Below are 24,235 nucleotides of genomic sequence, written 5' to 3' on the forward strand. Positions count from 1 at the left end.
TTAACGCACGATAGACTCCAGTTGCAACTGGAAATACCGTTGTCGGAGGAGCTTTGCTAATCAAATCCGCCCTACCAAGTCAAGACGTCCCAGTGCGTTCCGATTCGGATCGCGGTCATGTTTCCGTACCAGCTGGCGTGAACGCGCCACCTACGGGCCCTCCCTTCTCGTAGAAGTCGTATGGGTCGCCCGTGAACCCCTGTGTTCTGGCGAACAAATTCAAACACAGGGCACTGGGAATCAACGTCGCAACGGGGGCCGGACTACTGTTGAGGTTAAACCCGCTCGACATATGGAGAAGGCCGACCTCACGAAGGTGATCAATGGCAATGTCAAGTTCGCTCGCGCTGTCGATGCCGGTGGCATTGCGTAACCCATCGAGCGACACATAGGTTTGCGTTTCGGCTAGCACGAGCCGGTGCTCCGACGAGTGTACCCGGGCATTTTTGCAGAGGAATTCGATAAGCCTCGCCTCACCTGCCGTCAATTGATCGAGTAACGTGATGAAGATCAGATTACTGTCTTCCGTGCCGCTAGGCGTGCATGAACTTGCAAAGATCCCTGCCCACATGTCCTGCAGATTTCCCTCGTTAACCCATGAGCTTTTGTCGATGATCTTGCCCGCTAAGCGCGGGTGCACATGGATGTCGTTCAGCCCCCTGCTTTGCTCCAAGATTATTCGGGCTTTTTCAACGACGGCAGCGGCATTTGCGGCGCGCCAACTCTTTACCTTGTCTTGAAGCAGCAGGCCGAATTCTTCGGCGGCAGGCATGCAGACTTTGCCGAGAAACGCGCCGATCCCAACCGTCGTCTTTTCGACAATTATCTTCGCGGTTTCGGAAAGCGCTTTTGCGCCTAGCGGATCGAGATCTTCTGCACCCATGGCATATCCCATGTGTTGTTCTAACGCCGATGATTGTAGGCGATTCGGTCAGCGTCACGGCAGAGATCGATGGCGACGACGCCTACGCAGTCCCGGCCGACTGATGCAGACAAATTATCTGCGCCCCGGCCTTTAGTCCATCAAGGTAGTCTGCCCATCGCTGCATCATCGCGCGGCGTTCTTTAATGAACTTTGTGCGGTTGTAGGCGCCGCCCAAGTTGTCGGGAACTGCGTGTGCAAGCTGATGCTCGATGACTTCAGGCTTTTGCTCGAGTTCCTCGTGGAGGATCGTGCGCGCCATCGCCCGAAATCCGTGTCCAGTAATCTCTGTTCGAGTGTCATAGCCAAGCCTTCGTAGTGCTGCGTTGATCGTTGCTTCGCTCATCGGTCTATTGCGATCGCGCGCGCCAGGGAAAACATAGCGGCCCGCTCCCGTCAGCGCGTGCAACTTGCGCAGGATGGCGATCGCCTGCTTGGCGAGCGGAACAAGATGATCAGTCGTCGTCTTGGTGACCCGATAGCGCCACTCGCCTTTGTCGAGGTCGAATTGCGTCCACTCGGCTTTTCGTAGCTCCCCCGGCCTCACGAACAGCATCGGCGCCAGCTTGAGCGCACACTGCACGGGGAAGGTACCGTTAAACGCGTCAAACGCGCGCAGCATTTCACCGACCTTCGCCGGCTCTGTGATCGAAGCAAAGTGCGTCGTCTGGGCTGGCGGAATTGCGCCGACCAGGTCGCGCGCAGGATCGGACTTGCAGAAGCCCTCCTTGATCCCGTAGCGAAACACGCGGCTAATCTCGCCGCGCAGACGGTGAGCTGTAAAACGGGCGCCGCGGCCATCTACGCGCTTCAGCACATCCAGGATTTCCGGGGCCTCGATTTCGGAGACGGGACGCTTGCCGAGCCATGGGAATGCATCATTGTTGAATCGCGCCAGCGTTTTATCATACTGCGCTTGCTCGACATACGGCCGCCGCTCGTCCATCCACGCCAGAGCAACTGATTCAAATGAGTTGGCAGCGGCCAGCCTCGCTGCACGCTTGTCGGCTTTCTTCGCCTCACCTGGATCGATACCGGCCGCCAGCTTTTCACGTGCCACGTCGCGCCGCTTGCGCGCCTCTGCGATCGATACTGCCGGGTACATGCCGAGCGCAAGGCTTTTCTCTTTTCCGTTATAGCGGTACTTGAGCACCCAGCGTTTCCCGCCAGCCGGTGTGATGAGCAAAAACAAGCCGCCGCTATCGAACAGCTTCTGCTGTTTCGTGGCGGGCTTGGCGTTGCGAACAGCGATCTCGGTCAGAGGCATTTCTGCTCCTGTTGGGCTGCCGGACTGTCGTCGTTGGGGGTTCTTTGGGGCCACCGATCAGCTTTAGACGGTGCAACCCCCGAAAAGCCCCACGCTTGGGGGTTGTTGGTGCTTGGAATCGATGGGCAAAGTTTGCAACAAAAAACCCCGTGAAGCTAGGCTTGACGGGGTTCTGTTGCTATCGATGGTTGTCGCTGGGCGACTATTTGGTGCCCAGGGCCGGACTCGAACCGGCACGCCTTGCGGCGGGGGATTTTGAGTCCCCTGCGTCTACCTGTTTCACCACCTGGGCAGGCCGTGCGGCGCAAAGAACGTTTCGAATAGACGAAGCAGACGAAACCGCGCGCAGTGAAGTCGGTGATTATCGCTGAAAGCGCGACGGCGGGCAAGCTGGGCGTCCGCCCGGAGACGCCGTGTCAAACGGTCCGCGAAAACTGCCGCAACGCATTCCCGGCATGGTTGGCGTCGTGCTCGAGATACCGGTCGAACACCATCGCAATGTTGCGCACAAGCATCCGTCCGGCCACGTTCACTTCGAGCTTGCCGCCGCCTGCCGATACCACGGACACGAGCCCGTCGTCCTCGAATGCACGCAGCCGCTCGAGCTCCGGCGCAAACGCATCGGCAAAGCGGATGCCATACGCCGCTTCGAATTCGTCGAAGCGCAGTTCGAGGTTGCACATCAGTTCGACGATGATGTCGCGGCGCAGCCGGTCGTCGGCGGTAAGGCGCACGCCGCGCCGGATCGCAAGGCGGCCCGCGTCGATTGCCGCCGCGTAGGCGGGCAGGTCGGTCGCGTTCTGTGCGTACACGTCGCCGACCTTGCCGATCGACGATGCGCCGAAGCCGATCAGATCGCACGCGGCCCGCGTGCTGTAGCCCTGGAAATTGCGATGCAGCGTGCGCTGCGCTTGCGCGCGCGCGAGTTCGTCGGTCGGCAGCGCGAAGTGGTCCATGCCGATATACACATAACCGGCCTCGGTCAGGCGCTGCACGACGCGCTGCAACAGCGCGACACGTTGCTCGGGCGACGGCAGCGTCGCCGGGTCCATCTGCCGCTGCATCTTGAAGCGCTGCGGCATGTGTGCGTAACCGAACACCGATAGCCGGTCCGGCGCGAGCGCGATGATCGTGTCGAGCGTGCGCTCGAAGCTCGCGACGCTTTGATGCGGCAAGCCGTAAATCAGGTCGACGCTGATCGAGTGAAAGCCGCTGGCGCGCGCCGCGTCCATCACGGACTGCGTCAGTTCGAGCGGCTGGATGCGATTGATCGCGCGCTGCACGACCGGGTCGAAATCCTGCACGCCAAGGCTCAGCCGGTTGAAGCCGAGCGGGCGCAAGTGTGCGATCGTTTGCGGCGATGCTTCGCGCGGGTCGACTTCGATCGAGATTTCCGTGTCCGGCTCGGGACGCAGGCGGAAATGCTCGCGCGTCGCAGCCATCAGTTCGGCCATTTCGTCGTCGGACAGAAAGGTCGGCGTGCCGCCGCCCCAGTGCAGTTGCGACACTGCGCGCGACGTGTCGAAGCACGCGGCCTGCAGCGCGAGTTCGCGCTTCAACCGGTCGAGATACGGTCGCGCACGCGCACGATTTTTCGTCACGACCTTGTTGCAGCCGCAGTAGAAGCAGACGGTGTCGCAAAACGGAATGTGGAAGTACAGCGACAGATCCGTGTGCCCGGCACCGGGATCGGCGGCCGCGCGCAGATAGTCCGCCTGGTCGAAGTCTTCGCGGAACTGCAGCGCGGTGGGGTAGGACGTATACCGTGGGCCGCTCGTGCTGTAGCGAGCCAGCAGATCCGGGCGGAACAGAGTGTCTGCAGTGTGCATCGTCGGGGTCCGGGGCGCCTTGTGAACGGGGCGCATCGTTCTTGATCGACTCAGTGTAAGGTTGCGGCGCGCTTCGACATTGCGTGAAAAGGTCGCATGCGGCGCAATGGCACAATGCGGGGTCGGGCGTGTGCCGCGGTCGACCGCAAGCGCCCGCATCAGGTCATGACGTATCAGGAAAATGCAGTGATGCTCGATGTTTCTCTGGAAGCAGCCGATGTTGCCGATCACGCGTGCCGCGCCGGCTGCGGCGCGTGCTGTATTGCGCCATCCATTTCAAGCCCGATACCGGGCATGCCCGATGGCAAGCCGGCCGGTGTGCGCTGTGCGCAGCTCGGCGACGATCTGCGTTGCGCGATTTTCGGCAAGCCCGAGCGGCCGGCCTGTTGTTCGGGTTTGCAGCCGCAGGCGGAGATGTGCGGTGCGTCGCGTGCCGAGGCGCTCGTCTGGCTCACGCGGCTCGAGCACGATACGCAGCCATTCATCGCGACCGCGGCATCGGCCGCGACCACACGAGGAGAACAACAATGACTCGACCCGCTGCGCCGGCCAGGCGCCGCTTCCTGCTCGCGTCGGCTGCGACCGGAGCCGCCGTGCTGTCGCTGTCCGCGTGCGCGGCATCGATTTTTCCGTTCATTCCGGATCACTACACGTTCTCGCAACAGCAGGTGCAGGACGCGGTGCAGCGCAAATTTCCGTACCAACGGACTGTTTCGCAGGTGTTCGACGTCGCGCTGAGCAACCCCGTGGTGGGCCTTCTGCCGGACACCAATCGCGTCTCGGTGCGGCTCGATGCGCGATTCGCGAGCCCGTTTCTCGCGCAACCGGTGGACGGCGTGTTCACGCTGTCGAGCGCGCTCGAGTACGACGCCGCCAGCCGTTCGGTCGTGCTGAGGCAGCCGAATGTCGACAACGTCGCGGTGAGCGGCGACGCGCAGGCCTACGCGCAGCAGATCAGCGCGGCAGCCGGGTTGCTCGCGACACAGCTGCTCGCCAACTATCCGGTCTACACCTTCAAGCCCGAGCAGTTGCAATTCGCCGGTGTTTCGTACGAACCCGGTACAATCACGGTCCTTACAAACGGCATACGCGTGCAGATCATCGAAAGGTGACGCACTCGCGGCCGGACGGGCCGCATCTGCCGCATGTGCCAGTGCTCAGGCGACCCGACGCGCTCAACGGAAATTAACCGCAATAAAGGTCGCCGATGGACTGGATACTCACCTGCAAGGCGCTGATTCTCGGCGTCGTCGAAGGCTTGACGGAGTTTTTGCCGGTGTCGAGCACCGGGCACCTCATCATCGCGGGGCATCTGCTCAAATTCAACGCGCCGCAGGCGAAAACCTTCGACGTCGTGATTCAGTTGGGCGCGATTCTCGCCGTGTGCTGGGAATTCCGGCAGCGCATTTTCAATGTCGTGGTGGGCCTGCCGGTGCGCGCCGACGCACGGCGCTTCGTATTGAACGTGATCATCGCGACGATTCCCGCCATCGTGCTCGGGCTGCTGTTCGAAAAGACCATCAAGGCGGTGCTGTTCGCGCCGGTGCCCGTTGCGCTCGCGCTGGCGATCGGCGGCGTCATTATTCTTTGGGTCGAATCGCGCCAGCGCAACGGCAATGGCGTGCAGACGCTCATTCATTCGATCGACGACCTGCGCCCGCTCGATGCGCTGAAAGTCGGCCTCGCGCAATGCTTCGCGCTGATTCCGGGCATGTCGCGTTCGGGTTCGACGATTATCGGCGGCATGCTGTTCGGGCTCGACCGGCGCGTCGCGACCGAATTCTCGTTCTTCCTTGCGATTCCGATCATGTTCGGCGCGACCTTCTACGAGGTCTACAAGGATTGGCACGCACTGTCAGCCGATGCGCTGGGGATGTTCGCGGTCGGCTTCGTCGCGGCGTTCGTCAGTGCGTTCGGCTGCGTGCGCTGGCTGTTGCGCTATGTCGCGTCGCACGACTTCACGGCGTTCGCGTGGTACCGGATCGGCTTCGGGCTGCTGGTGCTCGTGGTCGGATACAGCGGCGGGTTGAGCTGGGCTGACTGATTCAGCTTGCCGCCGCGCGGCGCCTGAAGATCAGATCCCACACGCCGTGCCCGAGCCGCAGGCCGCGGCGTTCGAACTTCGTGACCGGGCGATAGTCGGGACGCGGCGCGTAGGCCTCCGCCGTGTTTTCGAGCGCTGCCTCTGCGCCGAGTACTTCGAGCATCTGCTCGGCGTAGTTCTGCCAGTCGGTCGCGCAGTGCAGATACGCGCCCGGTTTCAGACGCGACACGAGCAGCGCGACAAACTTCGGCTGGATCAGTCGGCGCTTGTGGTGACGCGCCTTGTGCCACGGGTCGGGAAAGAAGATGTGCACGCCATCGAGGCTCGCGGGCGCGATCATCTGTTCGAGCACTTCGACCGCGTCGTGCTGAACGATGCGAATGTTCGACAGGTTCTGTTCGTCGATCAGCTTCAGCAGCGCGCCGACGCCGGGCTCATGCACTTCGACGCCGAGAAAATCGTCTTGTGGACGGCGCGCCGCGATTTCGGCCGTCGTCGCTCCCATGCCGAAGCCGATTTCGAGCACGCGCGGCGCGTGACGGGCGAATACGGCGTCCCAGTCGGGCTGCTGTTCCGCGTAGGGCAGCACGAAGCGCGGGCCGAGTTCGTCGAGCGCGCGGCGCTGGCCCGTGGATACGCGGCCCGCGCGCGTGACGAAGCTGCGGATGCGGCGCATATGCACGGCTTCGGATGACGCCGCGTGCCGTTCGTTGGCCGCTGCGTTCGCGCCTGCGGGCGCGCCAGCAGTGCCTTGCCCAGCTTCGTTGAAGCGGCTGTCGTTCGCGTCATTCCCGGACGGACGCGCGGAAGGGGCAGAAGGATCGTGCGGCAAGCCGGCTTCGTTCGGGTCGTGGATCATTGTCAGTGGGTGCGAGGCGATCGGCGCGCAGCTTTAGTCTTGAATTGGTATTGGGATCGGCATCGGTCGCGCCGTGGGTTTTGCCGGTTTGCCGCTGCGGATTGCAGTACTGGACCGCCGCTTTGGGCCATGATGGGCCGATTGGCTACTTGCGAGGACTGCACGGCTGACTGAGCGGAATCAAGCAGCAGAATCAAGCAGCGGAATCAAGCAGCGGAACCAGTCCGCGAAACCAGGCGACGGCGCTTTGTGCCACGCCACGAACGCGGCAGTGGAGCGGGCGATGGGAATCGAACCCACGTCTCTAGCTTGGGAAGCTAGGGTAATAGCCATTATACGACGCCCGCGGAGCGCGCCATTTTACGCGGATTCGAGTGATTTACGCAAACCGCAAGCAAGCTGCGCGGCCGCCACGCGTTGCGTGTAAAACCTGCGGCGGCCGACCCAACCCGACCGTCGATCAGATCCCGAACAATGTCAGCGACACCGCGGCGCGCGTCACCACCATCAGCAACACCTGCACGATCACGAACAGCAGGATCGGCGACAGATCGATGCCGCCGAGACGTGGGATGATCTTGCGCAGCGGGTCGAGAAATGGCGCGGTCAGCTGATAGAGAATCGGCATTGCCGGCGAGCGCGGGTTCAGCCACGACAGCAGCGCCATCAGGATGGTCAGCCAGATCAGCAGGTTGAGCGCCCATTTGACGACGGTGAGCAGCGCGACGATCAGCAGCGACGGCATCAACGCAATCGGATCCACCCCGACGATCACCACCATCAGCACGACATAGACAAGCGCCGTGATCAGCGTGGCAACAATGCTTGCCCAATCGATCAGGCGCGCATTCGGCAAGATTTTGCGCAGCGGCAGCACGAGCCAGTTCGTGACCTGAAACACCGCGCTCGACACCGGGTTATACGGCTGCATCCGGACGAATAGCAGCCATGCGCGCAGCAGCAATGCCGCGCCGAAAAGCGTGAAGATCGTATTGAGCAGAAAACGGGCGATATCGCCGAACATCTTGTTGTCCTTTCCTTCAGTATGCGTCCGGCACAGCGCGGACTCGGCGCCAGTCCCGAATACGGGTTAAGTCGGATCGTAGCCATGTCGTTCTGTGAGCCAAGGAGTTGGTAGAATGTTTTGTCTTCCTAAGACCGCTTGGCCTCCGACTTAAGTACGACGAAAAACGGCAGCACAAAACGGCAGACAGCAAGCAGCGCACGGCGTGCCGCGCCGTGCGCCCCGTACGGCCGTCACTGCGCGGTCACTTCGAAACCTTGACCTCGCTGATCATGACCTGCGGAGGGCCGCCGTCGTAGTAATTCGGCACGTCGCCCAGCAGTTGGTCGGCGACTGGCGTGAACGCCTGATAGAACGCTTCGGCCGTGTCGAACAGGAAATGGCCGACCGCGAAATACGGTGGCGCCGATCCGGGCTGGCCCCCGGTGACGCCGGCGTCGACCGACCATCCTTTCAGTGCCGCGCCAAACAGCTTCTCGGCGAGCGGCATGTGCGAGCCGCAGTAATAATCCATATCGAAACGGCCGTCTGGCCGATACGCGTAGAACAGATAGACGTTGATCATTGTGTGTTCTCTCGTCGGTTGGTTCCGGCCCCGCGTGCGGCGGATGGCGCCGCATGCCGGTCGTCACATTATCACGGCTTACTGAACGCCTGCATTGTGCGGCGCCCCGCCCGGCACATCTCCCAGACACGATCTGCCGCATTGCGTGCTGTGCGTGTCACGTGGTTTGGCGATCTCTCATTTTCCGGCCGGCCAATGTCGTCGCAGAGCGCATTGAACATCCTAGTTGCTTTTCCGCCACGAGCGGCCGATGCGTCGAACGAACGTCGATGCCGCCACGGGCGCGGGCGAGGCGCAGCGCCCGTCGATGCGCTTTTTGCCTATCCATCAGGCATTTCCGGTGGTATCTGCCGGTTTGCCGCCAAACAGGTAAAGTGATTCAAATGCCCCGTTAAATGCGCCGATTCCGACGGAAAGTGCGCATCAAAGCTGATGAATTGCAACAGTAGAGCAGTGCGGCGACGCTCGCAACGTCAGATCGCGAGCGCAGGACAAGCCGGGCGTGCGACGCGCTGTGTACGCTGACGTACCGAAGCCTCGCATCGGCCCGGTTAAAAAGACGATTGCAGGAAGAAATGGTGGCGCGAAAGATGCAGGCGCGAAAACTGCTTCACGTGCACCGGCAATGAACGGCAGTCCGTTGGCTTTTCCCTGGTTTGCAGTCAGATTCCGGAGGTCGCGATGAGCATCTTTTCTTACCGAAAGCACTTGCGGTTCTTGACCCATTCCCAGCGCCGTCGCTGGTGGGATCAGAGAAAGCGGCTGACGCCTCGTGTCAAGATCAGTGGCGCGTATGTGCCGCCGAGCGTCACGCGCGAATTCACCTATGTGAAAGTCGGCTGATCGCAAAACGTGGCGACTCGCGTCGCGCTTTGCGGCACCGCAGTATCTGGACCATACCCATGCCCGGCTCGCGCCGGGCATTTTTATTCCGGCGCCGGATCGTCTCCTCATACGCCGCGCGAGTCGGTCGTGAAGCCTGCAGCGAATTTGTAATCAAAGATTACCGGCGCGCGGCGCCGCTTCGTTTGCAGGCCGGTAAAGACGGCCGGGTTCGCTGAGTGACGCACGCAACCCCTTGATTTTCGAAGACCGGCGCCGATTTCGAACGCATGTAGGGCGCGCTACATGAAACACCGCGCCGGTATCAATTGCAATTTGCAACAAATGCATACGACGGCTTGGGGCCTTTTTCGTTAGATTAGGTATCAAGGATGTCGTTTTGCGGCACACGGGCATGATGTGCCGCTCTGGAGAAAACAAATGAAGAAGATCGTCCCGTTCGTTGTCGCCGCTGCACTTGGAGTAGGCCTGACCACCGCAGCCGAGGCGCACGTTTCTGTCGGTATCGGCATCGGCGTGCCGGTGGCGCCTGCTTACCCGGTCTATGCTGCACCGGCGCCGGCCTACTATCCGCCGCCGCCCGTTGTGTATGCGCCCCCGCCGGTCGTCTATGCGCCGCCCGTCGTGGTCGGCGGCTACTACGGCGGTTATCGCGGCTACTACCGCGGCGGCCCGTACTGGCGGCACGGCTACTATGGCCACGGTTACTACCGCCGTTGATCCGGCATTGATTGAAGCCCGGCAATGAGATTGAAGCGAGCGGCCTCGCTGCTAGCCTGGTGAAAACCAGGAGCGTTTTGTCCAATAGCAGGCCTTAACGCAGCGCAGCAAGCGCAAAGCAGCAAGCGAAAACGGCGCAACGCGGGTTGACCACCCGGTTGCGCCGTTTGTTTTTTGTGCGCGGAAGCTGGGAAAATAGGCGCTTTCCCATGCTCCGGAGTTTTTTGTCGATGTCATCGCTGCCTGCTCCTACCTATGAAGACGTCGTCGATGCCGCCCAGCGCATCGACGGCTTCGCCCACCGTACACCCGTCCTCACGTCGACGACCGCCAACGAGCGCACTGGCGCATCGATCTTCTTCAAGTGCGAGAACTTCCAGCGCATGGGCGCGTTCAAGTTTCGCGGCGCTTTCAACGCGATCTCGCATTTCGACAGCGAGCAGCGTAAAGCGGGCGTGCTGACGTTTTCGTCGGGCAATCATGCGCAGGCGATTGCGCTGTCCGCACGGCTAGCCGGCATTCGCGCGACGATCATCATGCCGCACGACGCGCCGGCCGCGAAGGTCGCCGCGACCAAAGGATACGGCGGCGAGGTCATCACCTATGACCGCTACAGCGAAAATCGCGAAGAGATCGGCGCGCGGCTCGCGAAGGAGCGCGGCATGACGTTGATCCCGCCTTACGATCATCCGCATGTGATCGCCGGGCAGGGCACGGCGGTCAAGGAACTGATCGAAGAGACCGGCCCGCTCGATCTGCTGTTCGTGTGCGTGGGCGGTGGCGGGCTGATCGGCGGCAGCGCACTGGCTGCGGCGGCGTTGAGCCCCGAGTGCCGCGTGATCGGCGTCGAGCCGGAGGCCGGCAACGACGCGCAGCAGTCGCTCGCGCGCGGCGAGATCGTCACGATCGACGTACCGCATACGATCGCGGATGGCGCGGCGCCGACGCATGTCGGCCACTACAACTTCCCGATCATCCAGCGCCACGTCGCGCAGATCGTGACGGTCAGCGACCCGCAACTGATCGACGCGATGCGCTTTTTCGCGCAGCGTATGAAGATGGTCGTCGAGCCGACCGGTTGCCTCGGCGCGGCGGCCGTGCTGAATGGCATCGTGCCGGTTGAGGGCAAGCGCGTCGGCGTCGTGATTAGCGGCGGTAACGTCGACCTCGCGCGGCTCGCGGAATTTCTCGCTTAGCGCGTCTCGTTCGTCCTCGTCCGCTTAACCTGTTCGACCGGCCGCGTGCGCCGTCGGCACGATCAGGTCGTGATAGCCGTTCACGATCACGCTGTACGAAAAGTACGCGAAGAGCAGTGCCGACAGCACATGGCACGCGCGCAGCAGTCCAGTGCCCGCGCGCTTGCGCCCGTGGCTCGCTAGCGAGCAGATAAATAGCGTCCATACGACGCCGCCCGCGAAGAAGCCGCCGAGAAACACGGGTGCGGTGCGCGCGGAAGTCGCGCCGGCTTTCGCGATCAGCGCGCCGCCGACCGCCGCGAACCACAGAATCGCGCTCGGCGACGACACCGCGAGCAGCACGCCGCGCGCAAAACCGCGCCACAGGCTCAAATGCGGCGCGGCCACGTCGGCTTCGACGCCGTCTTTGCCCTCGGCTTTGCCTGCGACCGGCGGCGCCGACGCCGGAAACCACGCCTCGCGCGCCATCTTCCATGTCAGATAGAGCAGGATCGCTGCGCCGCCGATCCATACGACCCAGCGCACCGCATCGAATCGAAGCAGTGCGGTCATGCCCGCAAGCGCGAGCGCCGCATAGATGAGATCGCCGAAACACGAACCGAGGCCGAGCCAGAACCCGGGCCTGAAGCCGTGCGACAGCGTCAGCGAAATGATCGCGACATTGACGAGGCCGATATCGAGGCACAACGATAGCGACAGAAAAAAACCGTCCGACATCAACGACAACGGATGCATCCGCGCAACTTCCCTGAATTCTTATAGTTGAAACACCATGCGTACGCGCGGCGCGCGTTCGATCAGGCGACGCCTGCGCTTAAAGACCGAGTGTTGTCCAGAGCTGATCGATGCGCGCTTTGACAGCGCTGTCCATCACGATCGGCCGGCCCCACTCGCGGTCGGTTTCGCCGGGCCACTTGTTGGTGGCGTCGAGCCCCATCTTCGAACCGAGCCCGGCGACGGGCGACGCGAAATCGAGGTAATCGATCGGCGTCCGGTCCACGAGCACCGTGTCGCGCGACGGATCGACGCGTGTCGTGATCGCCCAGATCACTTCCTTCCAGTCGCGGATGTTCACGTCCTCGTCGACGACCACGATGAACTTCGTATACATGAATTGCCGCAAAAAGCTCCAGACGCCGAACATCACCCGCTTCGCGTGCCCCGGATAACTTTTCTTCATCTGCACGATCGCCATCCGGTAGCTGCATCCTTCGGGCGGCAGATAGAAATCGGTGATCTCGCCGAATTGCTTCTGCAGGAGCGGCACGAATACTTCGTTGAGCGCGACGCCGAGCACGGCCGGCTCGTCAGGCGGCTTGCCTGTATACGTCGAGTGATAGATCGCGTCGCGGCGCATCGTGATCCGCTCGATCGTGAAGACCGGAAACCACTCCTGTTCGTTGTAGTAGCCGGTGTGGTCGCCGTACGGACCCTCGAGCGCGTGCTCGTACGCGGCGGACGGACCTTTCGACGGACGCGGCGGCGAGCCGGCCGGCGCCGCGTCCGGCTCGCCCTGCTGCGGGTAGATGAAACCCTCGAGCACGATCTCGGCGCGCGCCGGCACCTGCAGCGTATCGACGCCGGGCGTCAGGCATTTCGCGAGCTCGGTGCGGCTGCCGCGCAGAAGCCCCGCAAACTGGTATTCGGACAGCGTGTCGGGCACCGGCGTCACGGCGCCGAGCGTCGTCGCCGGGTCCGCCCCAAGCACGACCGCGACCGGGTACGGCTGCCCCGGATTGCGCAGCGCGAACTCGCGGAAATCGAGCGCGCCGCCGCGATGCGCGAGCCAGCGCATGATCACCTTGTTGCGGCCGGTGACCTGCTGCCGGTAAATGCCGAGGTTCTGGCGCGTCTTGTTCGGCCCGCGCGTGACGGTGAGCCCCCATGTGATCAGCGGCCCGGCGTCGCCGGGCCAGCAGGTCTGGACCGGCAGCTTTGCCAGGTCGACGTCGTTACCCTCCCAAACGATCTCCTGGCACGGCGGCGCGCCGACCGTCTTCGGCGCCATGTCCCAGACCGCCTTCGCGAGCGACAGCAGCTTGCCGGCGTCCTTGAGACCCTTCGGCGGCTCCGGCTCCTTCAATGCGGACAGAAGCCGCCCGACGTCGCGCAGCGACTCCAGCGCCGCGCGTTCGCCGTCGGCTCCGTGCTGTTCCGCCGTGTCGATGCCCATGCCGAGCGCGACGCGGCGTGGCGTGCCGAACAGGTTGCCGAGCACGGGAAACGCATGCGTCGCTTTCGATTCGAACAGCAAGGCCGGGCCGCCGGCGCGCAGTACGCGGTCGCATAGCTCGGTCATTTCAAGAACAGGGGAGACGGTTTGCGAAATGCGGCGCAGTTCGCCTAACGATTCGAGACGTCCGGCGAAGTCGCGCAGGTCTTTATATTTCATGGTCCGGTTGCGAAGGCCGTGGCAAGGCGACACGGCCGCCATCAGGGAGACATCGATCAGGAGACTTTCGTCGCCGATGCACGAGGCTGACGGCGATGAAAGCAAACGGCAACAAAATGCAACAAATATGCTGGAACGCAGCGTCCTTTCGATTGTCGATTTTACATGCGTTGCTTGGCGCACGCTGAGGCGCAGAAAGTCATATGGCCCGAAAGGCGCATCCTGCGCGGTTCTTGACCGACTGAACGCCGTTCATCATTACAATTGGTTATAATTTTGGAGTTTTATAGTGTTGACGATCTATAAAACGGTGCTCTAGAATCCGCTGCATTGGTTGCAGGGCTTGATAGTTTTTACCACCGTCCCCCGGTCCTTCAGACGCAACGCGTCGCTTTTGCCGCCCCCTGCACGGCATTGACGGTTTAGTTGTCTTCGCCAGCGCAATTCGCCGCTGGTTTTTTCGTGTGGGAGCCGCCGTGTGCATGCTTTACAGCATGCTGCCGGACTGTTTTCGTAATTTGGGCTCCCCGAACGGTATTTTTTGCCGTTCTGTGCTGTTTCCCGGCGTCGCAGCCGCCTTAACCAGAGCGCGCGGCGTCTTGATTCTGCGGACAGGTGTCCGAAGCCGGTTCATCGGCGGGGTGCGCGGAGTCATGCAACATGGGAGATCTGAATGAACGCCTGGTTAACGTGGCGTCCCGACGAGCGAGCTGCACAAGCTGTACGCGCTGTTTTACGTCGCGGGACGCGTCTGAGTCATCATCTGTTTAGCGTCGTGGGCGGTATCGCCGTGGTGCTCGCGCTTGCGCTATGGCTCATGCCGACGTGGCGCGGCACCCTTGCGGCGAAGCTGATGCCGGTGCTGTCGAAGGCGGTCGAGGCAGGCCCTGTGCGTCTGCTGCAGGGCAATCCGCTGCCGTCGTTCGCACCGCCCGGCGCGCGCAAGCCCTCGTCCGACGATACGCTGTCGAGCAACAACGGCGGCAGCGAGTCGCAAGCCGTCGCGCTGACCGGCGTCAACGGCTTCGACAACCCGCTCGATCTGGGCATGGGTCTGAACAATAGCGCGAACAGCGGCAGCGCCGCGTCCTCGTCGGCGCTCAATGGCCTCGACCCGCGCACGCTGCCGAGCGTTGCGTCGATCGCCGATATGATCCCGGCGCAACGCGTCAGCGCCGATGCGCGCGACGACCGCGTGCTGGTGTCGTCGCGCGAGCAGGACCTCGTCGCGACGTTCCTCGCGCGCCGCTACCGCGTCGCGCAGGAACCGGTCAGCGAGCTCGTCAAGGCGGCGTTCGATACAGGCCACGAGGTTGGCCTCGATCCGTTGCTGCTGCTCGCCGTGATGGCGATCGAATCGGGCTTCAATCCGTATGCAGAAAGCGGTGTCGGGGCCAAGGGTCTGATGCAGGTGATGTCGACGGTCCACTCGGACAAATTCCGCTACTTCGGCGGTCAGAGCGCCGCGCTCGAGCCGCTCGCGAACATCAAGGTCGGCGCGCTCGTGCTGAAGGACTGCATCGCGCGCGGCGGTTCGCTGCCCGGCGGCCTGCGTCTGTATGTCGGTTCGTCGACGCAGGACGACGGCGGTTACGGGGCGAAGGTGATGGCGGAGCGCTCGCGTCTGCGCGACGTCGCACGCGGCCGCAAGGTGCCGATCAACGCCCCGCAGGCGCCTGCGACGGTGACGGCGTCCACGTCTTCCTCGCAGCAGGCTGCGAACAGCAGCACCGGCAAGCGCGTCCAGGTGACGCTCGACGGCGGCCATGCGATCGCCGCGGCGAAATCGACCAGTGCGACGAGCGCCGTCCCCGCCCAGGATGACGCGAGTACCTCGCAAAAGCAGCACGTCGCAACGTCGGAGCAGTTGGGCGCCTGACCTTTCTGCCTGAAACGCGCTGCATACGCTCGATATAAGCAAGCCCCTGTGGTCACCGACCAGCAGGGGCTTTTTCATGACATGTGTCAGGTCAGGTCCGTATGACCAGCGGTTACGTGGCCGTCATTAAACCCGAGTCGACGCAGCCTGACGCTGCGTCATGGCGCGGGCGAGGCCGGGTTAGCGGCCGAACACGCCACGCAGCCGGTCTACCGCCTCTTCGAGCCTCGCATAGGCGGTCGCATACGACACGCGCACGTATTGCTGCGCCGTGGCTGACCCGAAATCCATGCCGGGCACCATCACGACACCCGCGTCGTGCAGCATCGCGTTCGCGAGCGCATTGCTGTCGCCGGCCGCGGCGTGCGGCACATTGCGGCAATCGGCGTAGACGTAAAACGCACCGTCCGGCATCACCGGCACCGCGAAGCCGAGCGATTCGAGCGCCGGTACGAGATAGTCGCGGCGGCGCTTGAACTCGAGCCGCCGCATTTCGTAGATCGCGAGCGTTTCCGGTTCGAAACACGCCAGCGCCGCATGCTGTGCAAGCGCCGACGCGCAGATAAAGAGGTTCTGCGACAGCTTCTCGAACGCGCCGACGAGCGACGGCGGCACGACGAGCCAGCCGAGCCGCCAGCCCGTCATGTTGAAGTACTTCGAGAAGCTGTTGACAGTGATCACGTCCTCGCCGTACGACACCGCGGACACCGGCGGCGCGTCGTAGCTGAGCCCCTGGTAGATTTCGTCGACGACCGTGAAGCCGCCGCGCGTCCGCACGGCCGCGACGATGCGCTTCAACTCGTCCGGCGCGATCGACGTGCCGGTCGGATTCGACGGCGACGCGAGCAGCACGCCGCGCGTGCGCGCGGTCCACAGGCGTTCGACGTCATCGGCGGTCAGCTGGAAACGTTCGGCCGGTCCGCTCGGCACGAGCACCGGCTTGCCCTCGGCCGCGGTCACGAAGTGGCGGTTGCACGGATAGCAGGGGTCGGGCATCAGCACTTCGTCGTCGCGATCGATGAGCGCCGTGCACGCAAGCAGCAGCGCTGCCGATGCACCGGCCGTCACGACGATCCGTGCCGGATCGACCTCGAGACCATACGCATGCCGATAGTGGCCGGCGATCGCTTCACGCAGCGGCCGGATGCCGAGCGCGCTCGTGTAGTGCATGTCGCCGCGCTTGAGCGCATTCGCCGCCGCATCGAGCACGGACTGCGGCGCCGTGAAATCGGGCTGCCCGATGCTCATATGAATGATGTCGCGGCCGGCATGCTCGAGCAGCGCGGCCTCCTTCATCATTTCCATTACATGAAACGGCTGGATCGCATCGACGCGCGCGGCCAGATGGATCAGAGGTTCGCTCACGCTGTTCATTCGACGAGTTCCGTTCAAGTCCTGCCTGAATCCGACTTCAATCCTGCCCGAGTCACACCGGTCTGGCGCCTGTCTAGCGCCTGCGTCCCGCAGACTGCGTCTCGGCCTCGCGCAACTGCACGGCGAGCTTGTCGAGCACGCCGTTCACATACTTGTAGCCATCGGACCCGCCGAATGTCTTGGCGAGCTCGACCGCTTCATTGATGACAACACGATACGGGATGTCGATGTGATGCTTGAACTCATACGCGGCGACGAGCAGCACCGATCGTTCGACCGGCGAAAGCTGATCGATCGGCCGGTCCAGACACGGCGTAATCGCGGCCGACAGATCGCCGGCCTCGCGAATCACGCCGTGCAGCAGCGCATTGAGGTGGTCGTGATCGGCTTTGTCGAAACCCTGCGCGCCGCGCAGCTGCACATCGATCTCGCCGGCGGGCGCACCCGACAGCAGCCACTGATAAAGCCCTTGCGTGGCCAGTTCGCGCGAACGTCGGCGTGCGCTCTTCATGCCCGATCCTCTTCGTCACCCTCGTCTTCTTCTTCTTCTTCTTCTTCGTCCTCGTCGCCGTCGAGCTGTTCGAGCGCGACCGCGAGATTTGCCATTTCGACGGCCACGCGCGCCGCGTCGCGCCCCTTTTCGGTCATGCGCGCGACGGCCTGCTCGTCGGTTTCGGTGGTGAGCACCGCGTTGGCAACCGGAATACCGAAATCGAGCGCGACGCGCGAGATGCCCGCGCCGTTCTCGTTCGACACGAGTTCGAAGTGGTACGTCTCGCCGCGGATCACGGCGCCGACCGCGATCAGCGCATCGAACTGGCCGCTTTCGGCAAGTTTTTGCAGCGCGAGCGGGATTTCGAGCGCGCCCGGCACCGTGACGAGCAGCACGTCTTCACCGGTGACGCCGAGGCGTTCGAGTTCCTCGATGCAGGCATCGGCGAGGCCGTTGCATACGGGTTCGTTGAAACGCGACTGCACGATGCCGATGCGCAGCCCGTCGCCGTCGAGATTCGGTTGGTATTGTCCGATTTCCATATCAGGTCCGTGAAGTGTAGGGTGGGCGCAGCATATTGACTGAACGCGGGTTATGCAGGTGCTAAAAATTCGAACACGGCGGCTGTCAGCACGGCTTTTCGGCCGCGACGCCCGGCATGGGTACGAAGCCGGTCACTTCGAGCCCATAGCCTGACATGCTGCCGAGCTTGCGCGGATTCGACAGCACCTGCATCTTGCCCACGCCCAGTTCGCGCAGAATCTGCGCGCCGATTCCGTAGGTCTTGAAGTCGACCGGGCGGCGCTTCAACGCATCCGCCTTGTCCTGCTGATCGAACGCCTTGAACAGGTCGACGAGGTGCTCCTTCGAATCGCCGCAGTTCAGCATGACGATGACGCCCAGGTCGCGCGACGCGATTTCCTGAATCGCCGCGTCGAGCGTCCACGAGTGCGTGCACGAGGAACCGACTTCGAGCAGATCGAGCACCGACAGCGGCTCGTGCACGCGCACCGGCGTGTCGCGATCGGGCGTCGGCGTGCCGCGCACGAGCGCGATATGCGGCTGGCCGCTCGGCTGGTCCAGGTACATGACCGCGCGGAACGCGCCATGCGCCGTATGCATCGTGCGCTCGGCCACACGTTCGACGATCGATTCGGTGCGGCTGCGGTAGTGGATCAGATCGGCGATCGTGCCGATCTTGAGGCCGTGCTCGTGCGCGAACTCGATCAGGTCCGGCAGCCGCGCCATCGTGCCGTCGTCCTTGATGATTTCGCAGATTACCGCGGCGGGCGCGAGACCCGCGAGCGCGGTGAGGTCGCAGCCGGCTTCCGTATGGCCCGCGCGCATCAGCACGCCGCCCGGTTGCGCCATGATCGGAAAGATATGGCCCGGCTGCACGATGTGCTCGGGGCGCGCGTCGCGCGCGACCGCGGCGGCGATCGTGCGCGCGCGGTCCGCGGCCGAGATGCCGGTGGTCACGCCTTCGGCCGCCTCGATGCTGACCGTAAACGCGGTGCCGTACTGCGTGCCGTTGCGATACGTCATGAGCGGCAGATTCAGCTGCTTGCAGCGTTCCTGCGTCAGCGTCAGGCAAATCAGGCCGCGGCCGTAGCGGGCCATGAAATTGATCGCTTCCGGCGTGATGAATTCCGCGGCGATCACGAGGTCGCCCTCGTTTTCGCGGTCTTCTTCGTCGACGAGGATCACCATCCGGCCGGCTTTCAGTTCGGCGATGATCTCGGGGGTGGAGGCGAGCGTCATGATGGCGAGCAGTTCGGGAAAGACGCGTATTTTACGCCACGCGGCCCGCCAAGTCGCCCGTCGGGACGGAACCACGCGGTGGCGGCGCTGCCAGGGCCCCGGAACGGGGCGAAGCAGCGCCGCGTGCTTGCCTAGAAGTAGTGGATCACGCCGAGCATCACGCCGGTCTGGTTGTGGCCGGCGACGATATCGGTGTCGTAGCCGTTCAGACCGAGATTCGAGCCGTTGCTGTTCTTCACGTAGCCGACTTCCGTATACAGCGTCGTGCTCTTCGACAACGCATATTTGGCGGTGGCGGCCAGATAGACCGGCCGCTGGTTCGCCGACGTGATGTCGGTCCAGAAGACGGCGCCGGCAATCGTCAGCGGCACGGACACGCGGTACTCGAGGCCGGTCCAGAACTCGTTCGCATGCCCCTGCGTGCTCGAATCGAGCGGCAGCGTGCTGCTGAGCCACCGGTAGCCGAGGTACGCTTTCGCCTTGCCGATCTTGTACGTCGCCGCAGCGGCCAGATGCTGCTCCTTGCCGGACTGCGTCGCGATCGACGTGCCGTTGCGCAGATCGTAGGTCACCATCGCCGAGAACGGGCCGCTCGCGTACTGAACGGCCGCACCGATTTCTCGCCCCACTTTGAAAGCGCCGGGCACCTGGCCGCCGTTCGGGATCGTCGCGTCGTAGCCGGTGCTGTAAAGCGCCTCGTAGCTGACCGGGCCGACGCTGCCGAAATACTTGACCGAGTTGTCGGCGCGGCCCGTGAACTGCCCGTCGGTTTGCTTGAGGCCATAGATGTTGTAGTCGAGCGGGTCGTAACGCACCGAGAAGTCGTACATCGGAACGCGCTGCCGGCCGAATGTGAGCGAGCCGTAGCGGCTGCTCAGGCCCACGTAGGCCTGGCGGCCGAACAGGCGTCCGTTCTGCAGCGACTTGCCGCGCGTGATGTCGACGCCGCCTTCGAGCTGGAAGATCGCCTTGAGCCCATCGCCGAGATCTTCGGCCCCCTTGAAGCCGATCCGGCTGCTCTTCACCCCGCCCGATTCCTCGCGTAGAAGATGCGACGCCTTGCCCTGCGAGTTGGGCGCGCCGGTCAGAAACTCCAAACCGGCATCGGCGATGCCGTATAGCGTCACGCTCGACTGCGCATGAGCGCCCGCACTCAACGACGTCGCCAGCACGCCGAGCAGAAGCGGCCTGATCCGGATTACTGTTCCTCCAATGCTCATCTCATTTCCTCATTTAGTCGACCGGAAGCACCTGACGGGATAGCCAGATCGCGCACCGATCATTAATTAGTCATACTGAGTGCGGACGTGAGAGCGCCACATCCGTTTCGATGATTTCAGTCCCGCATGAGCGGGTCGTTGCGCATGCGGATATGCGCCTCAGGGGTGAATTCCCTCGAATGCGCCTGAACGTCTCCTGAACGCATGAACGCGGTGCGAGGCAGCCGCCGCGCTCACGCTTTCTGGTTTGCGCTAGCGGGACGGGGCGTGCGCCACGTCGGGTCCGGCCGTCACGGCTTTCTCCCTCGATTTGCCGATCGGCGAGGGCGGGTCGTCGTCGATGCGGATCTTCAGCGTGAAGAGCGGGCCGAGCAGCAGCACGACGATCGATGCAACGAACGCGACTGCCCATCTGCCGTGCGACACATCGAGCAGCATGCCGACGACGACCGGCGACACGGCGCCCGCCAGCGCCATCCCGGTGAAGGTGCACGCGCTCGACGTAGCGGAGTGCTCGCGCGAGACTTCCGTGCCGACGACCCAGAGCGGCGAATCCGCGAGTTCCGAGCAGAAGAATGCCAGCCCGAGGCACGCCGAACTGATCGTGACGTCGCGCGTCAGCAGCAACGGAATCAGGAAGACGATCGACGAAAGGAAGCCGACGATGATCACTTCGCGGCGCGCGCGCAGCCGGTTGCCGGTGCGTTTGAAGCGCCAGTCGGTCAGCATGCCGCCCGCGAACGTGCCGAGCGAGCCGCCGAGCAGCACGAGCGCGGAGAAGATCGCGTTGTGCGACAGCTTCATGCCATAGCGCTGCGAGAAAAACGACGGAATCCAGTTCAGGAAGAACCACAGCACCCAGCCGTGACAGAAGCACGCGGCAGTGGCGGGCCACACGCGGCGAATCATGTCGCGCCAGTCGAGCGGCTTGCGATGCGGCGCGGGAGCCGCCGCGGCCTGTGCCTGTGCCTGTGCCTGTGCATGAGCGGCATGGCTTTGCGCATCGTCGCTATGCTTTTTCGCCTCGTTCAGTCCCAGATACATCACGATCATATAAACGAGCGTGATGCCGCCCAGAATAATGAACGTGAAGCGCCACGAAAACGCGACGATCAGCCCCGTGACGATCAGCGGCGCGAGCGCATTGGCAATGCGGCCCGTCGCGTGCATCGCGCCTTGCGCGGAGCCGCGGCGGTCTTCGGGAATCACACGCGCGATCATCCGCGCAGCGGTCGGGTAGATCGGCGCTTCACCGACGCCGACCAAGAAGCGCGCCGCCACCAGCGCGACCAGACTGCCGACCATGCCCGTCGCGATCGTCGCGATGGCCCACAACGAACCGTACAGCAACAGGCCCTTGCGGGAACCGATACGGTCGCTGTGCCAGCCGCCCGGAATCATGAAGCAGCTGTAGGCGATCGCGAAAGCGGAAAAGATAAAGCCGAGATGGGTGTTGTTGAACCCGAGTTCCTTGCTCATCACGGGCGCGGCGACCGAAATATTGGTACGGTCGACGTACATGATGAACGCCATGAGGCAAAGCAGGATGAACGTGATCCTTGCCCTGCTTCGCGTTGGCTGCGAAGGGGTCATGTCTTCCTCCATTTTGTTATAAGACTTAGGTGCTGCCATGCGCGGCGCTGCTTGACGAAGTGCAGCGGATGCAGCGCCGCGCGCGCTGCTGCGAGAAAGTTGCCTGGGGCTGCCGCGGGAACGGGTTCGCCGGCGGCGGCGCCGGTTACGTATCAGCCGCGGAAAAAGCTCGACAGTGCTTCATAGGTTTCGTCGGGGCACTCTTCCTGCAGATAGTGGCCCGATGGCACCGTGCCCGTCTTGACGATGTTCGTCGCGTAGCGGCTCCACACTTCGGCCGCGTTGTGATTGCGCCCGACACCGCCTTTTGCGCCCCACAAGATCAGCGAGGGCGTGGTCACGCGTTTGCCGGCATCGTAGTCGGCGGTGTCCATGTCGAGGTCGATGCCGAAGGTTGCGCGGTAGTCCTCGCACATTGCGTGAATCACGTCCGGATTTCTGATGCAGCGGATGTAATCCTGCAGCGCTTCGGGGCCGAAGAAGCTCGTGCCCTGATCGGTCTTCGACAGCTTGCGGCGGATAAAGAACTCCGGATCCGCGCCCATCATCGTTTCCGGCGTCGGGTAGTCCTGCACCATGAAGAACCAGTGCCACGAGAATTTGCCCCACTGACGCGTCACGTTGTTCAGCAGATGGTGCTGCGGCAGCATGTCCATGAAGCCCGCTTTCGTCACCTTGGCCGGATGATCGAGGCACATCCGGTGCAGCACGCGCGCGCCGCGATCGTGCCCGGCTGCGTAGAACTTCGTGAAGCCGAGCGTTTCCATCACTTCCACCTGGTCCTGCGCCATCGCACGGAACGAGTAGTTCGAGTGATCGCCGCCGCCGGGCGGCTTCGAGCTGTCGCCATAACCGCGCAGGTCGGTACAGACGACGGTGAATTCCTTTGCCAGCCGCGGTGCGATCTTGTGCCACGACAGATGGTTGAACGGGTTGCCGTGCATCAGCAGCAGCGGCGGGCCTTCGCCGCCTTTGACCGTCACGATGTCGGCACCGCTCGTCTTGATCGTGGTTTTTGTGAAATTCTCAAACATGGGCATGGCTGACTCCAGGCTAAAGCGTGTTTATGTTGTTGCGGTCCGCCGCGCACGCCGTCTCCAGGCGGCGCAGCGGCATCGACGCGGGTGCTGCGATCTGCTTCAGTGCGCGAGCGCTTCGCGCGCGCTCTTGCGGGCGGCGGCGGTGCGGGTCGCGACGTCGAATGCGGCCGCGGTCGCGCCGACGTCCGCGCTGCCTTGACCTACGATGTCGTAAGCGACGCCATGCGCCGGCGTCGCATAGACGGTCTTCAGTCCGCCCGTCAGCGTCACCCCCTGCGAGAAGCCGAGCAGCTTCGTCGCGATCTGCCCCTGGTCGTGGTACATGATCACGACTGCGTCGAAGTCGCCGCGGCGCGCCTTGATAAATACGGTATCCGAAGGAAACGGGCCTTCGCTCGCCAGACCCTTCGCGCGCAGCGCTTCGAGCGTCGGGCGAATGATCTTGATCTCCTCGTCGCCGAACAGGCCGTTTTCGCCGCCGTGCGGATTGAGCGCCGCGACGCCGATGCGCGGCGCGCTCTTGCCGAATGCGCGCATCGTGTCGTGGGCAAGCGTCAGCGCGCCTTCGATGCGATCGGGCTTGACCATATCGACGGCCTGACGCAGCGCGACGTGCGACGTCACGCGAAACGTCGAGAACTGCGGAATGATGTTGACTTCGCCGAAGTAGCCTTCGTGCTTCGTCCATGCGGCGAACATCTGGTGCTCGTCGTGGAAGTTCCAGCCGCCGCGATGCAGCGCGGCCTTGTTCAGCGGCGCGAAGCAGATGCCGTCGAGTTCGCCGGCAAGCGCGAGGTCGGTCATGAACTTCAGCGTTTCGCCGGTCAGGCGGCCCGATTCGGCGTTCAATTTGCCGCGCTCGTACAAGGCCGGGTCGACATTGTGCAGATCGATGAACGGCACCGCGGCTGCATCGTGCACCGCGTCCTTCACGTTCGCGATCTTCACGTACGGAATGCGCTGGCCTGCGTCCTTCATGCCGAGTTCGAGCACACGCTCGTCGCCGATGATCACGACATTCGCCTTTTCACGCGTCTCGGGCAGCGACAGCAGCTTGACGATCAGCTCGGGGCCGATTCCCGTGACGTCGCCGAGCATCAGGCCGATCAGAGGTTTCATGCGAGATTCTCCATACTGGTTCTAGTTGATTGAAACGGGCAGGCGCTCGCGTCGTGGCTCGTGTTTGCAGCCTGTGTTAAGGCCCGTATTGCCGC

Annotated in this window: 23 protein-coding genes and 2 tRNA genes; 7 read left to right on the forward strand and 18 right to left on the reverse strand. The window is 63.2% G+C overall.

The annotated features are described in order from the left end of the window. Nucleotides 1-115: 115 nt before the first annotated feature. The 4 genes from QYH69_RS01515 to hemN all read right to left on the reverse strand — a co-directional run bounded on the left by QYH69_RS01515 (nt 116) and on the right by hemN (nt 4,018). Nucleotides 116-883 carry an Abi-alpha family protein gene (locus QYH69_RS01515; protein ID WP_308830154.1) on the reverse strand — a complete coding sequence of 256 codons (768 nt, stop codon included), beginning with the start codon at nt 881-883 and terminating at the stop codon, nt 116-118. Between the two features lie 82 nt (nt 884-965). Continuing rightward, nucleotides 966-2,189, reverse strand: a complete 1,224-nt coding sequence (locus QYH69_RS01520; protein ID WP_308830155.1) for an integrase arm-type DNA-binding domain-containing protein — start codon at nt 2,187-2,189, stop codon at nt 966-968. Nucleotides 2,190-2,396: 207 nt separating this feature from the next. Further along, nucleotides 2,397-2,481 (reverse strand) — tRNA-Leu (locus QYH69_RS01525). Nucleotides 2,482-2,605: 124 nt separating this feature from the next. Further along, nucleotides 2,606-4,018 (reverse strand): oxygen-independent coproporphyrinogen III oxidase, encoded by a 1,413-nt coding sequence (hemN, locus tag QYH69_RS01530; RefSeq protein ID WP_308830156.1) that lies wholly within the window; start codon nt 4,016-4,018, stop codon nt 2,606-2,608. Between the two features lie 189 nt (nt 4,019-4,207). On the opposite strand from hemN, the gene QYH69_RS01535 reads away from it, so the two are divergent. The 3 genes from QYH69_RS01535 to QYH69_RS01545 all read left to right on the forward strand — a co-directional run bounded on the left by QYH69_RS01535 (nt 4,208) and on the right by QYH69_RS01545 (nt 6,062). Continuing rightward, a complete protein-coding gene (locus QYH69_RS01535; RefSeq protein WP_308830334.1) occupies nt 4,208-4,549 on the forward strand; it encodes a YkgJ family cysteine cluster protein in 342 nt (113 codons plus the stop codon). Next, the gene (locus QYH69_RS01540; RefSeq protein ID WP_308830157.1) at nt 4,546-5,130 is read left to right on the forward strand and encodes a DUF1439 domain-containing protein; all 585 of its coding nucleotides are present in this window, start codon (nt 4,546-4,548) and stop codon (nt 5,128-5,130) included. Before QYH69_RS01535 ends, QYH69_RS01540 begins: the two co-directional genes overlap by 4 nt. A 95-nt stretch (nt 5,131-5,225) precedes the next feature. After that, the gene (locus QYH69_RS01545) at nt 5,226-6,062 is read left to right on the forward strand and encodes an undecaprenyl-diphosphate phosphatase (RefSeq protein WP_308830158.1); all 837 of its coding nucleotides are present in this window, start codon (nt 5,226-5,228) and stop codon (nt 6,060-6,062) included. Nucleotide 6,063: 1 nt separating this feature from the next. On the opposite strand, the gene trmB is transcribed toward QYH69_RS01545, so the two are convergent. The 4 genes from trmB to QYH69_RS01565 all read right to left on the reverse strand — a co-directional run bounded on the left by trmB (nt 6,064) and on the right by QYH69_RS01565 (nt 8,510). Then, nucleotides 6,064-6,921: a tRNA (guanosine(46)-N7)-methyltransferase TrmB gene (gene trmB, locus QYH69_RS01550; RefSeq protein ID WP_308830159.1), complete on the reverse strand. Its 858-nt coding sequence runs from the start codon at nt 6,919-6,921 to the stop codon at nt 6,064-6,066. Between the two features lie 272 nt (nt 6,922-7,193). Continuing rightward, a tRNA-Gly gene (locus tag QYH69_RS01555) sits at nt 7,194-7,268 on the reverse strand. Between the two features lie 113 nt (nt 7,269-7,381). Then, on the reverse strand, nt 7,382-7,945 hold the full coding sequence (locus tag QYH69_RS01560) for a YggT family protein (RefSeq protein ID WP_308830160.1): 564 nt from the start codon (nt 7,943-7,945) through the stop codon (nt 7,382-7,384). A 244-nt stretch (nt 7,946-8,189) separates the two neighbouring features. Then, nucleotides 8,190-8,510: an EthD family reductase gene (locus QYH69_RS01565; RefSeq protein WP_308830161.1), complete on the reverse strand. Its 321-nt coding sequence runs from the start codon at nt 8,508-8,510 to the stop codon at nt 8,190-8,192. 717 nt (nt 8,511-9,227) lie between these two features. Here QYH69_RS01565 and QYH69_RS01570 point away from each other — a divergent pair. From QYH69_RS01570 to QYH69_RS01580, 3 genes are all read left to right on the forward strand, one after another. Then, on the forward strand, nt 9,228-9,353 hold the full coding sequence (locus QYH69_RS01570) for a hypothetical protein (RefSeq protein WP_308830344.1): 126 nt from the start codon (nt 9,228-9,230) through the stop codon (nt 9,351-9,353). A gap of 420 nt (nt 9,354-9,773) precedes the next feature. Next, the gene (locus QYH69_RS01575; protein ID WP_308830162.1) at nt 9,774-10,073 is read left to right on the forward strand and encodes a hypothetical protein; all 300 of its coding nucleotides are present in this window, start codon (nt 9,774-9,776) and stop codon (nt 10,071-10,073) included. 230 nt (nt 10,074-10,303) lie between these two features. Then, nucleotides 10,304-11,269, forward strand: a complete 966-nt coding sequence (locus tag QYH69_RS01580; RefSeq protein WP_308830163.1) for a threo-3-hydroxy-L-aspartate ammonia-lyase — start codon at nt 10,304-10,306, stop codon at nt 11,267-11,269. 24 nt (nt 11,270-11,293) lie between these two features. Here the strand turns inward: QYH69_RS01580 and QYH69_RS01585 are convergent, their stop codons facing one another. Both QYH69_RS01585 and QYH69_RS01590 read right to left on the reverse strand, forming a co-directional pair. Then, entirely contained in the window at nt 11,294-12,004 is a 711-nt protein-coding gene (locus tag QYH69_RS01585; protein ID WP_308830164.1) for a LysE family transporter, read from the reverse strand. 79 nt (nt 12,005-12,083) lie between these two features. Continuing rightward, nucleotides 12,084-13,661, reverse strand: coding sequence for a UbiD family decarboxylase (locus QYH69_RS01590; protein ID WP_308830165.1), 1,578 nt, complete (start codon nt 13,659-13,661; stop codon nt 12,084-12,086). 673 nt (nt 13,662-14,334) lie between these two features. Between QYH69_RS01590 and QYH69_RS01595 the strand changes: the two genes are divergently transcribed. Then, nucleotides 14,335-15,540 carry a transglycosylase SLT domain-containing protein gene (locus QYH69_RS01595; protein WP_308830166.1) on the forward strand — a complete coding sequence of 402 codons (1,206 nt, stop codon included), beginning with the start codon at nt 14,335-14,337 and terminating at the stop codon, nt 15,538-15,540. Nucleotides 15,541-15,720: 180 nt separating this feature from the next. Here QYH69_RS01595 and QYH69_RS01600 read toward each other — a convergent pair whose 3' ends face one another. The 8 genes from QYH69_RS01600 to QYH69_RS01635 all read right to left on the reverse strand — a co-directional run bounded on the left by QYH69_RS01600 (nt 15,721) and on the right by QYH69_RS01635 (nt 24,140). Continuing rightward, a complete protein-coding gene (locus QYH69_RS01600) occupies nt 15,721-16,914 on the reverse strand; it encodes a pyridoxal phosphate-dependent aminotransferase (RefSeq protein ID WP_308830167.1) in 1,194 nt (397 codons plus the stop codon). A 73-nt stretch (nt 16,915-16,987) separates the two neighbouring features. Then, nucleotides 16,988-17,425 (reverse strand): transcription antitermination factor NusB, encoded by a 438-nt coding sequence (gene nusB / locus QYH69_RS01605; RefSeq protein ID WP_308830168.1) that lies wholly within the window; start codon nt 17,423-17,425, stop codon nt 16,988-16,990. Beyond that, a complete protein-coding gene (ribH, locus tag QYH69_RS01610; protein ID WP_308830169.1) occupies nt 17,422-17,949 on the reverse strand; it encodes a 6,7-dimethyl-8-ribityllumazine synthase in 528 nt (175 codons plus the stop codon). Before ribH ends, nusB begins: the two co-directional genes overlap by 4 nt. An 85-nt stretch (nt 17,950-18,034) precedes the next feature. Further along, the gene (gene ribBA / locus QYH69_RS01615; protein ID WP_308830170.1) at nt 18,035-19,168 is read right to left on the reverse strand and encodes a bifunctional 3,4-dihydroxy-2-butanone-4-phosphate synthase/GTP cyclohydrolase II; all 1,134 of its coding nucleotides are present in this window, start codon (nt 19,166-19,168) and stop codon (nt 18,035-18,037) included. Nucleotides 19,169-19,299: 131 nt separating this feature from the next. After that, nucleotides 19,300-20,388: a porin gene (locus QYH69_RS01620; protein ID WP_308830171.1), complete on the reverse strand. Its 1,089-nt coding sequence runs from the start codon at nt 20,386-20,388 to the stop codon at nt 19,300-19,302. Between the two features lie 252 nt (nt 20,389-20,640). Continuing rightward, nucleotides 20,641-21,981: an MFS transporter gene (locus QYH69_RS01625; protein WP_374992325.1), complete on the reverse strand. Its 1,341-nt coding sequence runs from the start codon at nt 21,979-21,981 to the stop codon at nt 20,641-20,643. A gap of 152 nt (nt 21,982-22,133) precedes the next feature. Further along, on the reverse strand, nt 22,134-23,021 hold the full coding sequence (locus tag QYH69_RS01630) for an alpha/beta fold hydrolase (RefSeq protein WP_198039184.1): 888 nt from the start codon (nt 23,019-23,021) through the stop codon (nt 22,134-22,136). A 99-nt stretch (nt 23,022-23,120) separates the two neighbouring features. Then, nucleotides 23,121-24,140 carry a 4-hydroxythreonine-4-phosphate dehydrogenase PdxA gene (locus QYH69_RS01635; protein ID WP_308830173.1) on the reverse strand — a complete coding sequence of 340 codons (1,020 nt, stop codon included), beginning with the start codon at nt 24,138-24,140 and terminating at the stop codon, nt 23,121-23,123. Nucleotides 24,141-24,235 lie beyond the last annotated feature (95 nt).

Source organism: Paraburkholderia sp. SARCC-3016 (assembly GCF_031119615.1).
Classification (GTDB): domain Bacteria; phylum Pseudomonadota; class Gammaproteobacteria; order Burkholderiales; family Burkholderiaceae; genus Paraburkholderia.